The following is a 14382-nucleotide window of genomic DNA, read 5'->3' on the forward strand; positions in this document are numbered from 1 at the left end:
TAGCTAAATTGGTCTAGCTTTTGAATTAGCCAATTTATGAGATTCTTTTCACTTTTACTGTTTTGTTGGTGTTTAAGTGGTTTTGCACAAAAACAACAGGCCGTTGATTTTATCCATGCAGCTGTTGCAATTGAACCAAATGGTATAGAAAAAACGGTACAAGGTAGCGTTGAGTATACGTTTTTGGTACAACGTAAGGTAGACAGTATTTTTTTGGATGCGGAGAATATCAATATAATTAATTTTAGATTGAATGACACCACCATTGAATACGTAAATACGGGAAAGAAACTGGGGTTTAAATCGCCTAAAAAGCCGGGAGAATATAGCTTGTATATTGATTATCTGGCAAGACCAAAACAAACGGTATATTTTTTTGGGTGGGATGATGTCAAGGTAGGCAATGAACAAATTTGGACGCAAGGGCAGGGAAAATATACGAGACATTGGCTGCCCAGTTTTGATGATATGACAGAAAAAGTGGAATTTGACTTGTCTATTACCGCACCAAAACACTTAGCCGTAATCGCCAACGGAGAACTAAAGTCCAAAACTTATGGTGAGGACAAACAAACCTGGAGTTGGAACATGGAGCACCCTATGAGCAGTTATCTAGTAGCCTTTGCCATTGTTGATTTTAAAAAAGAAACCAGAGAATCAAGTACGCGCGTTCCCATTGACTTGTATTACAATCCAAAAGATAGTAGTAGGGTAGCGCCTACCTATAAGTACACCACGGAACTCTTTAATTTTTTGGAGCAAGAAATTGGCGTTCCGTACCCATGGCAAAATTACAAACAAGTACCCGTGCACGATTTTATGTATGGAGGGATGGAAAATACCAGCTGTACACTGTTTTCTGACCAATACATGATAGATGAAAAAGGTTTTGTAGATAAAAACTATGTAAATGTAAATGCACACGAGTTGGCGCACCAATGGTTTGGCAATCTAGTTACAGAAGTAAGCGGAGCGCATCATTGGTTGCAAGAAGGTTTTGCTACCTATTATGCTTATTTAGCTGAAAAGGAGGTGTTTGGGGACGATTACTACTATTGGAAGTTGTATGAAACCGCCCAAAACTTAATTGCTGAATCAGAGAAGGGAAATGGCGAATCTTTATTAGACCCTAAGGCTAGCAGCCTAACTTTTTATGAGAAAGGGGCTTGGGCATTGATACTATTAAAAGACTTGGTGGGAGACAAAGCTTTTAAAAAAGGCATACAAACGTACTTATTAGCATATAGTTATAAAAATGCAACTGTTGCAGATTTTTTAGCCGTGATGGAAAAAGCCTCTGGTAAAGATTTAGAAGAATTTAGAAAAAAATGGTTGGTAGCATCTGAATTTCCTAAAGCTTCTGCACTAGCATATTTAAAAAAGAAAGACCCCTCTATTAAAAGGTTAGAAGAATTAGCCACAACTATTGAAAGTTCTACCGTAATTACCAAAGAAAACGTAACTAACTTCTATGATAGTAAAGCTCCCATAGGATTTAAAAAGGAATTTATAAAACGCTATGTTAACCAGTTAGATACACCAACACTGCAGAAAATTTTAATGGAAGGGGAGTTGCTCGTTAGGCAAGCTATTATAGCCAATCTGGAACAGATACCTGCCGAATTACAAACTGATTTTGAAACCTTGTTAAAGGACGATAGCTATTTAACCCAAGAATATGCTTTACTAGCACTTTGGCAGCAATTTCCGGAACGTGGGTCATTTTACTTGGATAGTCTGTCTACTATAGAGGGTTTGCCCAATAAGAGTTTACGTATACTTTGGTTAACCCTAGCTTTGGTCACGGAGCAATATAATTCGTCCGCTAAAAAGCAGTATTATGAGGAGTTAAACGCTTTTACTGCGCCAGAATATAATTTTGAGGTCCGCATTAATGCATTTCGCTACTTAAATCAGATACAAGCACTTAGTGATAGTAGTTTGCGTAATTTGGTGCAAGCAACACAGCATCATTCCTGGCAGTTTCGTTTATTTGCCAAAAGGCAACTACAACATTTAGTAAGTTTGCCAAATATGGTAGCAAGGCTAGAAGATTTACAACCTAGTTTATCTGAGACTGAAAAAGAGCTAATTTCTAAATTATTGACAGAATGAGGGCATTGGTAATATCTGGTGGTGGAAGCAAAGGTGCTTTTGCTGGTGGTGTGGCGCAATATTTAATACAGAACGATAAACGGGAGTACGATATTTTTGTGGGTACTTCTACCGGTAGTTTATTGATTAGTCATTTGGCCTTAAATAAGATTGATAAGATTCGAAATATTTATTCCAATGTAAATCAAGACAGTATTTTTAGCAATTGTCCTTTTGTGGTTCGTAAAAAATATGGCTCGGATATTATTGGTATGAACCACTGGAACATTCTTAAAAACTGGATGCGTGGTAAAAAGACCTTTGGGGAGAGCGAGAACTTAAGAAAACTAATTAGAAATAGTATTACCAGAGAAGAATTTGAAGCTTTAAAAAACGGTCCAAAAAATGTTGTGGTAACCGTATCAAATCTTTCCTTAAATCAGGTAGAATACAAATCGGTCAACGATTTTAATTACGATGAGTTTTGTGATTGGATTTGGATTTCTTCTAACTACACGCCTTTTATGAGTTTGGTGCGTAAGAATGGTTGTGAATATGCAGATGGGGGCTTGGGAACATTGGTACCTATAGAAGAAGCTATTAAAAGAGGAGCTACAGAGGTAGATGTTATTGTTCTACGTACAGAAGTAAGCAATTACAATAGAATGCCATCTAGAAATGCGTTTGAAGTACTTACCAGTATGTTTTCTTTTGTTTTAGACCGAATAGAAAATCAGAATATACGTATTGGGAAATTGGTAGCAAGCCAAAACGATGCCATTATAAATTTGTACTACACACCAACTGTGCTAACTACCAATTCACTAATCTTTGATAAGGAAAAAATGACCTTATGGTGGAAAAAAGGATTTCTCTACGCTAAAAATAAGAATGAGGAAAGCATGCCTATTGAACCAGATTTACAAGAATAGCCGCAAAAAAGTTTACCAAAGTTCGGAAATTTCTTTTTTAACAAAAGCAAGTGCTGTTACAGAAGGAGAGGATTTTTCCATTGTCTTATTAAGAATATCTTCTCTTAACTTGTCTGCGGTCTCAGATGAGCTCATGGCTGCAGAACGGATAGCTTGTATGGTAGCATTTTTTGCAGTCTTAATCACATTCCAGCATTCATCTGTCATATATATTTGCTGAGAAAGATTATGTTCAAACTCATTTTCAATTTGTTTGATGAGTAGGTTTTCATAGTTATTTTTATCTTGACCAATAGGCGCAACACGCACAATTAAATTATTAATGGCAATACGCTCTAAAAATAGTGCCATGCGCTCGTAAGCCTGCAGGCGTATAGGTAATGTTTCTTTAAGAGAATCCTTATGTAGTAAATACCTTCTGCGGCCGTCTTCATTCTTAGTATGCATTTTAAAAAAATAAAACGCTACAACTCCAGTTACCACTGCAGGTAATAAAAAGCCAAATAGTTGAAGGATATTCTCTGTACTCATAATCTTTTATTGTCTTTTGGTTATTTGCAATCTAGAACGCAAACCAAAATTAAAAAGTATGCAAAGAAGACTATAATTCTGGTTTTTCTATCAGAATACTGGCAGTTACTAGCAATTGCCCTAAATGCCGTTGACTATGTTCCGCTGCATGAAATATTAACCCTAGTAAGTTGGTTGCTAATCGTTTTCTTCCTACAAATCTTGGCGCAGTAAAATGAGCTTCAGTCAATGTTTTAAAATAAGCCAATGCCTCTGTAACTTTTTGTTCAAAATTTTCTACTAGTACCTCTGGGCTGTATTTTTCATTAGCTTCACCTTCCAATTTTAAATAAAGAAATTGTTCTTTTGTAAGTGATTTTTCTTGTGCATAGGTTAATAATCTATCCAAAACACCCGTTAAGTGTTGGGCATGGAAACCTACAGAAGCTCTCTCACCAACCTTTTTCCAAAGTTTATCCTTTGGGAAATCTAGCAGAATTGCTCTTAATTCCCTTTGGGTTTGCAACAAGGCATGAGCAGCAGGTTGTGCTAAAACAGGAATGTCTGGCACAGGGCCAGACAACCAATATTCTTCTTGTGGCACTAGTATTATTTAAATTCTGATTTCATGGTGGTGTAAAACCCCTTGTAATCTGGCGCTAAACGTATTTGTACCCCCTCAGAAAAGTTGCCATCTTTTGCTAATAATTGTAGCTTTTCCGCACCTATGCCGTCTATGGCAATAAGGCCGTTTGCAACGGCTTGTACTTGTTTATAGGTCAGGTCAAACTCCCCCGTAATATTTAACCCTTCTATTGCTACCGTTCTAGATGGATTTTTCTTAATAATTTCTGCAATTCTAGTTACCCAATCCTTACCAGTAGCAGTTAATGCGCTACCGCTATCTGAACCAAAAAGAGTAGGTAAACTGTTACTTATAACAATATCTCCCCCGGCAATACCAACAGTAGCCTCTGGACCTAAAGTTTGCTTGGCTTGTGTAAGTATGGCTATAGCTGTAGAATCATTGCTGCTAAAAGTATCTGTGATAATCCGCATTTGCTTTTCCTTAGCAGAAAGGGTAGCAAGAGCATTATTAACAGTTTCTGTATTTTTTTTAGAGATTTTAGAGAAATTGGTCAAATTCCCTAAGAGCGTCGTATTTGCATCTTTTAATTCGGTATTTTCTTTTTCTAGTAATTCCGATTTAGAAATGGCAGTATTCATTGTACGATTAACTCTTGAGAGGGAATCATTTAAAGAAACAATTTCTTTCTCCAATTCAGAAACTTTTGTAATGAGTTCACTCTTTTTTTGAGCATGGACTGCAGTCCCAATGAGCAATAGGGCAGTGGCTAGGGTAAAAATTTTTGTCATAAGCTGTTTATTGGTGTTTTCCACCTAAGTGGATGCAATTATACAATTCATTTAAAGAGGTGAACGGCACCGCTGTTTTTTGATAACCGTAAACCGATTTTAAATCGCTGCTAAGGTAATCATCATCTACATTAACCTGTATATCTTCCATGGTAAATTGACAAGGATGTTCATAACCTGCAGCATGAGTAATTTCTAAAAATTCTTTTCTAAAACTTTTAAAGTATTGTGCCAATCTTTCTGACTTTAATGGCACATTTATACCAGATTGAAGCCACTTACTTTGAGTGGCAACACCTGCCGGGCAGCGATTGGTATGGCAAATTTGTGCTTGTATACAACCAATACTCATCATAGCTTCTCTTGCAACATTTATAACATCTACGCCCATGGCAAAAGCCATAGCAGCTTTAGCAGGAAACCCTAATTTACCACTGCCAATAAAAACAATTCGCTCAGTAAGGCCACGTTCTAGAAATAAGCGATAGAGACTACTAAAACCATAAGTCCATGGTAAGGAAACATGGTCTGCAAAGCTCGGTGGAGCAGCACCAGTGCCGCCTTCACCACCATCTACTGTGATAAAATCTGGTCCTTTACCTGTTTCTTTCATTAAATCTGCCAATTCTTGCCATTGGTCTAGCTTACCAATGGCCCCTTTAATGCCCACTGGTAATCCTGTGGCTTCTGCTATCGATTCTATAAGTTGAAGTAATTCTGGAATATTACGGAACGCTTTATGGGTGGCTGGCGATAATACATCTTTGCCCATTTCTACATGGCGAATTTCTGCAATTTCCTTAGTAATTTTTGCTCCAGGCAATACACCGCCTTTTCCTGGTTTAGCTCCTTGAGATAGTTTTATTTCGATAGCTTTAATAGAAGGATTTTCTGCTACTAACTGTTTCATTTTTTCTAATGAAAAGTTGCCATCTGGGGTACGCACACCAAAATAACCCGTTCCAAAATGAAATACAACATCACCTCCTTTTTTGTGATAAGGGGATAAGCCGCCTTCTCCGGTATTGTGATAAGCACCAGACAACCGCACACCATGATTCATGCTTTCTACAGCGGCCGCAGATAGTGAACCAAAACTCATAGCAGATACATTGATTACAGATGCAGGTCTAAACGGCTTTTTTCTCTTATTATAAGCGCCTATAACCTTAGCGCAGGGTAGAAAATAAGGGTCTTTTTGGTTGATGTGGTTAGAGGGTAATTGGTAACCAATCATAGCATTTTTTACAAATATGTGTTGATGCGCATAAATATCTCTATCCGTACCAAACCCTTCGTAATTATTTTCTTTTTTAGCCGATGCGTAAATCCATCCCCGTTCTATACGATTAAAAGGGAGTTCTTCTCTATTGTTGGCTACAAAGTATTGCCTCATTTCTGGGCCAATACTCTCTAACCAATAGCGTAAGTGCCCAACAATGGGGAAGTTGTGGGTTATGGTGTGTGCTCTTTGCAAGAAAATATCCCGAAAAGCTAATAATGCTAAAAAGAGTAAAATGTAGGCCCACCATGGTAAGGCCCCAAGCGTTTGTAATACGGATTCCATTTATATCGGTTTACATTACAAAAATGGTAAACTTTTAGAAATAGACATAAAAAAGCCCAAATCAGTCGTTGAAAAACTAATTTGGACTTTAGTATAAACCTTGTTAATTACTTTGCACTAAGATAGTCTAGCGTTAATTCTGTCATCGCTTTAACGCCTAATTGCATACCCGCATCATCTATTAAAAAATCTGGGGTGTGATGCGGAAAAGATTCTTTAGTACCTGGTGTCATTCCGCCTAAAAAGAAAAAGAATCCTGGAACCTCTCTCTGAAAATAAGAGAAATCTTCTGCCCCAGTAATTGCCTTTTGTAATTGTACATTATCAGAACCTGCAACTCGGTTAAGTGTCGGTAGCATTTGGTCTACCAACTTTGGGTCATTATAGGTTATGTCAGTTGCGTCTTTTATTTCGCAAGTAGCCTCACCACCGTATACTTTAGCAATAGTAGCTACCATTTCTTTCATACGTTTATTAATATGGTCTTTCATGCCATAATCTAGTGTTCTAATGGTACCAATCATCTCTGCGCTTTCTGGAATAATATTAAAACGAACTCCACTTTTAATTTTACCTACGGTAATTACGGCCGCCTCATTAGTTAGCTCAGACTCTCTACTAATAATCGTTTGCAATCCATCTATGATTTTAGCACTAATTAAAATAGGGTCTACACCGCTCCATGGTTGGGAGCCATGACTTTGTTTTCCCTTTACTTTGATGGTAAAACTTTGCGCTGCAGCCATTGTTCCGCCGGCTTTATAGCGTATCACACCTACGGGAGTTTCAGAATTGATGTGCAATCCAAAAATAGCATCTACATCCGGACTTTTTAACACGCCTTCTTTTACCATGAGTAGAGCACCGCCCTCTTCTCCTGGTGGTGGTCCTTCTTCTGCAGGTTGAAAGATGAATTTAACCGTGCCGTTAATTTTATCTTTGTTATTGGCTAAAACCTCTGCCACACCCATTAAAATTGCAGTATGCGTATCATGACCACAAGCATGCATAACACCAACTTGTTCTCCTAAAAACTCAGAAGTAACCTCTGATTTAAAAGGCAAATCATTTCGTTCTGTTACAGGCAGTGCGTCTATATCTGCTCTTAGTGCTACAACTTTCCCAGGATTATTACCCTTAAGCACACCAACTACACCCGTATGAGCAACCCCTGTTTGTACAGCTATACCCAAACTTTTAAGATGCTTCGCAATTTTTTCTGCCGTTTTAAATTCCCGATTACTTAACTCTGGATTTTGGTGAATATCATGGCGCCACTCAATTACCTTAGATTCAATTTTTTCATAATCTTTATCAAGCTTAGGCCCTTGACCATAACACAGGATGGTAAATAGTCCTGCTAAAGAAAAGCATAGTTTTTTCATAGTGTTAGTATTAAAATTTTATAAGTTGGTATCCTTGGTTTTGTAATTGTATTAAGGCCGTCATTGCAGATAGAGCAAGTTGTACACCAGGAATTAATTCGCTTTTCTCAATGCCTCTTCCGTTAGCAGATTGTCCACAGAGAATGACGCTTACCTTATTTGATAGTAAGTCATGAAGTAAAGGTTCGTTAGGATTATCTACTGCATTCCTTTTTTTATATGCCGTAGAAACCAATACATCCAAAGCAGCTTTGCCATGAACCACTAATGCAACATGTAATTGTTCAGCAGGAACACCAGCTTGCGAGTGCATATTTAAAAAGCGAGCAGCGGTTTCAATACTGCGATTTAGCATATTTGGGTCTTTTGGGCTAGAATACACATCAAAAACGACTTTAAACTCAGATTCTACATTGGTTTTAAAATCAGGATTGGAAATTTTGTAAACAGCACCGAATTCAGAAATAATAGGGCCTGTAGCTTTCTCTTGTGCAGAAAGCATCATCCCAAATAATAGCACAAAAAGGTAAAAGAGCTTCATTTTCATGCCTTCTAAGGTATTTAAAAAAGTGAGAATAACAGGAATGTTTAAAACTATTAAATACAAGATTTTAGTAAAAGTGTTAGAATGGCTAATTTCACGTTTGGTTTAATGTAAAGTACCATCCATGTCTTATATTGATGAGTTGAATGATGCCCAACGTGGTCCCGTATTACAAAAAGAAGGACCATTAATGGTAATTGCAGGAGCAGGTTCTGGTAAAACAAGGGTATTAACCTTTAGGATTGCCCATTTGATGGAACAAGGAGTAGATTCTTTTAATATTTTGGCGTTGACTTTTACCAATAAGGCGGCGCGAGAGATGAAACATAGAATTGCCACCATTGTAGGTAGTGCAGAAACCAAAAATCTTTGGATGGGAACGTTTCACTCTGTTTTTGCAAAATTACTTCGGTTTGATGGAGATAAGTTGGGGTACCCCAGCAATTTTACCATTTACGATACTCAAGATTCTCAGCGTTTAATTGCATCCATTATTAAGGAAATGGGATTAGACAAGGACATTTATAAATATAAACAGGTACAAAATAGAATATCATCCTTTAAAAATAGCTTAATCACAGTTAAGGCTTATTTTAATAATCCAGAGCTTATGGAGGCAGATGCCATGGCAAAAAGACCTAGGCTAGGAGAGATATATCAGAATTATGTGGACCGTTGTTTTAAGGCGGGTGCTATGGATTTTGATGATTTATTGCTACGTACTAATGAATTATTAAATCGTTTTCCAGAAGTACTTAAAAAATACCAAGAGCGATTTCAGTATATTTTGGTAGATGAGTACCAAGATACCAATCACTCACAATACCTTATCGTAAAAGCGTTGGCAGATCGTTTTCAAAACATTTGTGTTGTTGGGGACGATGCCCAGAGTATATATTCTTTTCGTGGAGCGAATATTAGCAACATATTAAATTTTCAAAGGGATTATACAGATGCAAAAGTGTACCGCTTGGAGCAAAACTACCGTTCTACGGGTAACATTGTAAAGGCCGCCAATTCTGTTATAGAGAAGAATAAAAATCAGCTAGAGAAAGTGGTTTGGACCTCAAATGAGGATGGTAACCAAATTATTGTACACCGCAGTCCTACAGATGCAGAAGAAGGCCGTTATGTGGCAGGTTCTATTTTTGAAAATAAAATGCAACACCAACTTCCTAATGGGGATTTTGCAGTATTGTACCGTACCAACTCTCAATCTAGAGCTATAGAAGATGCGTTACGTAAACGAGATATTCCTTATCGTATTTATGGAGGATTATCTTTTTACCAACGTAAAGAAATAAAGGATGTTTTGGGATATCTGCGTTTGGTTATTAACCCAGCGGATGAAGAGGCACTTAAACGTGTTATCAATTTTCCTGCAAGGGGTATTGGCCAAACTACAGTAGATAAGTTGGTCGTTGCTGCAAATCATTATGGGCGTTCCATTTTTGAGGTTATGGAACATTTGGACCGCATCAACCTTAAAATAAATTCGGGCACCAAAAGAAAATTATCAGATTTTGTAACGATGATTAAGAGCTTCCAGATAATGAATGAGGGAGCAGATGCTTTTGCCTTAGCCGAGCATGTGGCCAAAAAAACAGGATTGCTCTTAGAGTTTAAGAAAGATGGTACTCCAGAAGGTATTGCCCGTATGGAAAATATAGAAGAGCTCTTAAATGGTATTAAAGACTTTGTAGAAGGGCAAAAAGAGGTAGCAGATGCAACAGGCAGCCTTACTGAATTTCTAGAGGATGTAGCTTTAGCCACAGATATGGATAAAGATACTGAGGACGAAGACCGGGTAGCGTTAATGACCATACACTTAGCTAAAGGATTAGAGTTCCCTTATGTTTACATTGTAGGCATGGAAGAAGATTTGTTTCCTTCTGCAATGAGTATGAATTCCCGAAGTGAATTGGAGGAGGAGCGAAGGTTATTTTACGTAGCTCTTACCCGTGCAGAAAAGCAAGCCTATTTAACTTACACACAGAACCGTTACCGTTGGGGTAAATTAATAGATGCAGAACCGAGTCGTTTTATTGAGGAGATAGACGAGCAATTTATAGAAAGTTTAGTTCCTGTTAATGATGGATACCGTTATAAATCTTTGATTAACGATAATATCTGGGGAGAAGTAGATAAAAGTAAACTTCGCCAAGTAAAACCAGTAAGCGGAACACCACCTAAAGTACAAGGACCCAATGCTAATCAATTACGTAAACTACGTAAATTAAAGCCTAATTTAAGTGAGTCTGCCAGTAGTACTAACAGCGCAGACCCAAATCTAATAGAAGGAGCAATGGTAAATCATACTCGCTTTGGTCGTGGTAAGGTGCTAAACATAGAGGGCGTTGGCAACGATAAAAAAGCAGAAATCCAGTTTGATAGTGGCAATATTAAAAAACTATTGTTACGTTTTGCCAAGTTAGAGGTTATAGGATAACCCTTAATCTATTTTGTTTAATATAGCGTTAGTTGTAAGGTTAGTAGGTAGACTAAATATAAAGGCGCTTCCTTTTCCTTGCTCTGAGTCAATCTCTAAGGTACCACCATTACGCTTTATAAAATCTACACAGATAGAAAAGCCCAGTCCATTACCTTCTTCATTATGAGTGCCTTTGGTTGTTAACCCTTCTTGATTACTATTTAGTAGCGCCTGTACCTGAGATGTGGTCATGCCAACACCTGTATCCGATACTTTTATGTACAGTTGTTCTTCTTTATTATGTACGGTTACTGCAATACGATCTCCTTGAGTGGTATATTTAAGTGCATTACTCATTAGATTTCTTAAGATAAAATCTACCATATCCTTATCCGCATAAGCTTTATGCACTTCTGTAGGTAAATAAATTAGTTCTACACCTTTACGGTACGCTCCATCTTGGAAAAGCTCAATATTCTTTTGTATCACTTTGTGTAAATCAAAAGAACGTTTAGAAATTTCATGGTCACTCATCTGAGTTTTTGCCCAATTAAGTAAGTTGTCTAAAAGTAACTGCAAGTTTTGCGTAGAATCTAATAGGTATTTGGTAAATACTGATTTTTCTGCCTCGCTAAGTCCCTTATTTTGGTCTATAACTTGTGCTAAAGAAAGAACATTACCCGTATGTCCCTTTAAATCGTGAGAGACAATAGAAAAGAATTTGTCTTTAATTTTTGAAGCTTCCTTTAGCTCTACTTCAGACTCTGCTAATAGGGAATTTAAACTGTTAAGTTCTTCGTTCTTTAAATTTAAATGGGTAATCTGATTTTGAATTTTTTGCACCAAATTATCGTAAGTTTTAGATAGTTTATCTAATTCTTCAGAATTGGTATTGACCGTTACTTTTGTACCCAACTTAAAATCGTTTTCTACAATGTGATCCATGTCGGTAATTAATTGTTTAATCGGTTTAACTATGTAACCAGAAAAAACAAACGCAAAAACGATTAGAAATAAGAAAGTAATCAGTAGAAAAAGAATAATGAAAGATTTGATTTTATTAATAAGTAATTCAAGGTCTTCATTTAAAACGTCATAGAGTTTGGTAATATTTGCATTCAATAACTGATTAAGCTCTTTGGTTTGAAAGAGTAGGCCCGTGTTTGCATCTCCAATAGCGGACTCTAACTGTACTATTTTATTAAAATTAGTTAAATAGGCCTCCAAAACAGTGATGGATTTTTTATTGGTCTCTATATCTTTCGCTAATCGTAACAATATACTATCTCCCATTTGGTTTAATGCATTGGCATAACTTAAATCTGAACGTAAAAAATAATCTTTTTCTTTACGTCTTAGAGAAAGGTTTTCTATTTGGGTTAAGGTTGTAGTATCATTCTCTAAACTTCTAATATGTTTACGCATTTCGCCCTCCAACCCATAATCTTTAAAGCCACGCTCTCTTTTAAGACGTATAATCTCATTTACGTAATTATCTAAAGAATGTAATTTATTGGTAATATCTTCTACCCTTAAATCTACTACTTGGCTAGTTACTATAGATGTGGTATTAATAGCCTCTAATGCAATTCTTGCATTTTGCATGTAGTTTTTGTAGCTGAGCAAATTAGCAGTAGAGTCGGTAGTGTAGAAAGCATCTAATTTAGGGTCCTCTTCTATTAAGATATTAAATGTATTGACAGCTTTTAATCTATTTATATTGAAAAATGCTACCTGCTCTTTTAAATTTCTAGCAGTTTCAATATCTTTCATTGAGTTGTAGGTAAATAGAATAACAGGTGCCGTAATTAGGCATAAGGTTAGAAAGGCCAATAAAATTCGTCCTCTAATGGTATTCATAATTTGGGTGTTTGGGCATAACCTTAACGCATATTGTAGGTTAAGTATTTTATAATTGTAGAAAAAAGATTACAAAAAATATTGTTATGGCAGAATTTATCAAGTTATATAATGAAAATCCTGACCCTAGAAAAATTGCGCAGATTGTACAAGTTTTACGTAAGGGAGGTTTGGTTATTTACCCCACGGATACCGTTTATGGTTTGGGGTGCGATATTAGTAATACAAAAGCTTTAGAGAAAATTGCTAGGATTAAAGGGATAAAATTGGCTAAAGCCAATTGGTCTTTTATTTGTGCAGATTTAAGTAATTTATCCGATTATGTAAAACAGATAGACTCTCCAACATTTAAATTACTAAAGAGATCGCTACCAGGACCGTACACCTTTATTTTGCCTGGTAATAATAATTTACCCAAAGAGTTTAAAAAGAAAAAAACAGTAGGTATACGTATACCTGATAATAATATTGCAAGAGCTTTAGTACTAGCTTTAGGAAACCCAATAGTATCTACCTCTATAAAGGACGATGATGATATTTTGGAATATACTACAGATCCTGAATTGATTTTGGAAAAGTGGGATAATCTAGTAGATGTGGTAATAGATGGTGGTTATGGTGATAATGTACCCTCTACTGTAATAGATGTGTCTGATGGGGAATATGTAGTGGTTAGAGAAGGCAAAGGCGCTACAAATATTATTTAAACAAAAAAACGGCTCCATTTTGGAGCCGTTTTAATTTTCTTTTGGTATTTAACGTTTATTTACCGCTACCACCAATTGCAGGGTCTTTCATTCCCTCTTCAATCATGCTGTAGAATTGGTCTAATTTAGGAAGTACTACAATTCTAGTTCTTCTATTTTTTGCTCTATTGGTAGCAGAATCATTACCTACTAAAGGAATATGGTAACTACGACCAGCAGCTGTCATTCTAGCTGGATCTACACCAAAATCGTTTTGTAAAATTCTAACTACAGAAGTAGCACGTTTTGCACTCAAATCCCAGTTATCTAATAAAACACCTTTACGGTAAGGTACGTTATCCGTATGTCCTTCTACTAAGAATTCAAAATCTGGTTTGTTGTTCACCACTTTTGCAACCTTACCTAAAACTTGTTTAGCCGCGGAAGTTACATTATAGCTACCACTACTAAATAATAATTTATCAGAAATAGAAACAAATACAACACCTTTTTCTACGCTAACCTCAATGTCTTCATCATCAAGATTTCCTAAAACACCTTTTAAACTCTGTACTAAAGATAGATTAACAGAATCTCTTCTGGTCACTGCATCTTGTAGTTTACGTATTGTTAAGTCTTTTTCTCTTAGACTTTCTAAAGATTTTTCCAAGTTTTCAGCTCCTTTTGCTGTTAAAGTGGTTAAATCTCCCATATTATTTATCAACTCCTGATTATTTGCTTTTAAGAATGCATTTTGCTCTTCTAGAGCATTCATTCTAGAGGTAGCATTTGCTTTTTCATCCAAACAATCGTTTAATTTAACGGTTGCAGAATTTAAAAGGTCAGCAGTTTCATTGTGTTTTGCTTCTAGTTCAGCATATTTCTTCTGAGAAACACAAGAACTTAAAAGGATAGCTATCCCAAGAGTACCCAGTACTATTTTTTTCATAATAAACTTAAATTTAATTTACGCTAGTCTAATCAAAATTATACAAA

Annotated in this window: 12 protein-coding genes; 4 read left to right on the forward strand and 8 right to left on the reverse strand. The window is 36.4% G+C overall.

All coding sequences use genetic code 11. The features are described 5' to 3' along the window. Positions 1-36 precede the first annotated feature (36 nt). Both FBT53_RS03530 and FBT53_RS03535 read left to right on the forward strand, forming a co-directional pair. Complete coding sequence (locus tag FBT53_RS03530) at positions 37-2115, forward strand: M1 family metallopeptidase (RefSeq protein WP_136949784.1); 2079 nt, start codon at positions 37-39, stop codon at positions 2113-2115. Beyond that, positions 2112-3026, forward strand: a complete 915-nt coding sequence (locus FBT53_RS03535) for a patatin family protein (protein WP_010516631.1) — start codon at positions 2112-2114, stop codon at positions 3024-3026. The genes FBT53_RS03530 and FBT53_RS03535 overlap by 4 nt, the downstream gene beginning before the upstream one ends. Before the next feature lie 12 nt (positions 3027-3038). Here FBT53_RS03535 and FBT53_RS03540 read toward each other — a convergent pair whose 3' ends face one another. The 6 genes from FBT53_RS03540 to FBT53_RS03565 form a co-directional block, all read right to left on the reverse strand. Further along, positions 3039-3557, reverse strand: coding sequence for a hypothetical protein (locus tag FBT53_RS03540; protein WP_136949785.1), 519 nt, complete (start codon positions 3555-3557; stop codon positions 3039-3041). A 70-nt stretch (positions 3558-3627) separates the two neighbouring features. Continuing rightward, the gene (locus FBT53_RS03545) at positions 3628-4140 is read right to left on the reverse strand and encodes a DinB family protein (protein WP_136949786.1); all 513 of its coding nucleotides are present in this window, start codon (positions 4138-4140) and stop codon (positions 3628-3630) included. Positions 4141-4145: 5 nt separating this feature from the next. After that, complete coding sequence (locus tag FBT53_RS03550) at positions 4146-4913, reverse strand: hypothetical protein (protein WP_136949787.1); 768 nt, start codon at positions 4911-4913, stop codon at positions 4146-4148. A 7-nt stretch (positions 4914-4920) separates the two neighbouring features. After that, a complete protein-coding gene (locus FBT53_RS03555) occupies positions 4921-6480 on the reverse strand; it encodes an FMN-binding glutamate synthase family protein (protein WP_136949788.1) in 1560 nt (519 codons plus the stop codon). Positions 6481-6587: 107 nt separating this feature from the next. After that, entirely contained in the window at positions 6588-7865 is a 1278-nt protein-coding gene (locus FBT53_RS03560) for an amidohydrolase (RefSeq protein ID WP_136949789.1), read from the reverse strand. Positions 7866-7875: 10 nt separating this feature from the next. Then, positions 7876-8406 (reverse strand): DsrE family protein, encoded by a 531-nt coding sequence (locus FBT53_RS03565; protein ID WP_240729753.1) that lies wholly within the window; start codon positions 8404-8406, stop codon positions 7876-7878. Positions 8407-8533: 127 nt separating this feature from the next. Here FBT53_RS03565 and FBT53_RS03570 point away from each other — a divergent pair, with 127 nt between their 5' ends. Continuing rightward, entirely contained in the window at positions 8534-10858 is a 2325-nt protein-coding gene (locus tag FBT53_RS03570; protein WP_136949790.1) for an ATP-dependent helicase, read from the forward strand. Between the two features lie 3 nt (positions 10859-10861). Here the strand turns inward: FBT53_RS03570 and FBT53_RS03575 are convergent, their stop codons facing one another. Continuing rightward, a complete protein-coding gene (locus tag FBT53_RS03575) occupies positions 10862-12700 on the reverse strand; it encodes a HAMP domain-containing sensor histidine kinase (protein WP_136949791.1) in 1839 nt (612 codons plus the stop codon). An 86-nt stretch (positions 12701-12786) separates the two neighbouring features. Here FBT53_RS03575 and FBT53_RS03580 point away from each other — a divergent pair, with 86 nt between their 5' ends. Next, complete coding sequence (locus FBT53_RS03580; RefSeq protein ID WP_136949792.1) at positions 12787-13407, forward strand: L-threonylcarbamoyladenylate synthase; 621 nt, start codon at positions 12787-12789, stop codon at positions 13405-13407. 55 nt (positions 13408-13462) lie between these two features. Here the strand turns inward: FBT53_RS03580 and FBT53_RS03585 are convergent, their stop codons facing one another. Beyond that, entirely contained in the window at positions 13463-14335 is an 873-nt protein-coding gene (locus tag FBT53_RS03585; RefSeq protein ID WP_136949793.1) for an OmpA family protein, read from the reverse strand. Between the last annotated feature and the right edge of the window lie 47 nt (positions 14336-14382).

The sequence above is a fragment of the Flavobacterium sp. ASW18X genome (genome assembly GCF_005144745.1).
In the GTDB taxonomy this organism is placed as follows: Bacteria; Bacteroidota; Bacteroidia; order Flavobacteriales; family Flavobacteriaceae; genus Croceivirga.

What these genes read in the sequence shown, in the direction of transcription:
- FBT53_RS03535 (WP_010516631.1), top strand. Translation starts at nt 2,112, where the DNA reads ATGAGGGCATTGGTAATATCTGGTGGTGGAAGCAAAGGTGCTTTTGCT.
- FBT53_RS03550 (WP_136949787.1), bottom strand. Translation starts at nt 4,913, where the DNA reads ATGACAAAAATTTTTACCCTAGCCACTGCCCTATTGCTCATTGGGACT.
- FBT53_RS03575 (WP_136949791.1), bottom strand. Translation starts at nt 12,700, where the DNA reads ATGAATACCATTAGAGGACGAATTTTATTGGCCTTTCTAACCTTATGC.
- FBT53_RS03570 (WP_136949790.1), top strand. Translation starts at nt 8,534, where the DNA reads ATGTCTTATATTGATGAGTTGAATGATGCCCAACGTGGTCCCGTATTA.
- FBT53_RS03560 (WP_136949789.1), bottom strand. Translation starts at nt 7,865, where the DNA reads ATGAAAAAACTATGCTTTTCTTTAGCAGGACTATTTACCATCCTGTGT.
- FBT53_RS03540 (WP_136949785.1), bottom strand. Translation starts at nt 3,557, where the DNA reads ATGAGTACAGAGAATATCCTTCAACTATTTGGCTTTTTATTACCTGCA.
- FBT53_RS03580 (WP_136949792.1), top strand. Translation starts at nt 12,787, where the DNA reads ATGGCAGAATTTATCAAGTTATATAATGAAAATCCTGACCCTAGAAAA.
- FBT53_RS03585 (WP_136949793.1), bottom strand. Translation starts at nt 14,335, where the DNA reads ATGAAAAAAATAGTACTGGGTACTCTTGGGATAGCTATCCTTTTAAGT.
- FBT53_RS03530 (WP_136949784.1), top strand. Translation starts at nt 37, where the DNA reads ATGAGATTCTTTTCACTTTTACTGTTTTGTTGGTGTTTAAGTGGTTTT.
- FBT53_RS03555 (WP_136949788.1), bottom strand. Translation starts at nt 6,480, where the DNA reads ATGGAATCCGTATTACAAACGCTTGGGGCCTTACCATGGTGGGCCTAC.
- FBT53_RS03565 (WP_240729753.1), bottom strand. Translation starts at nt 8,406, where the DNA reads ATGAAGCTCTTTTACCTTTTTGTGCTATTATTTGGGATGATGCTTTCT.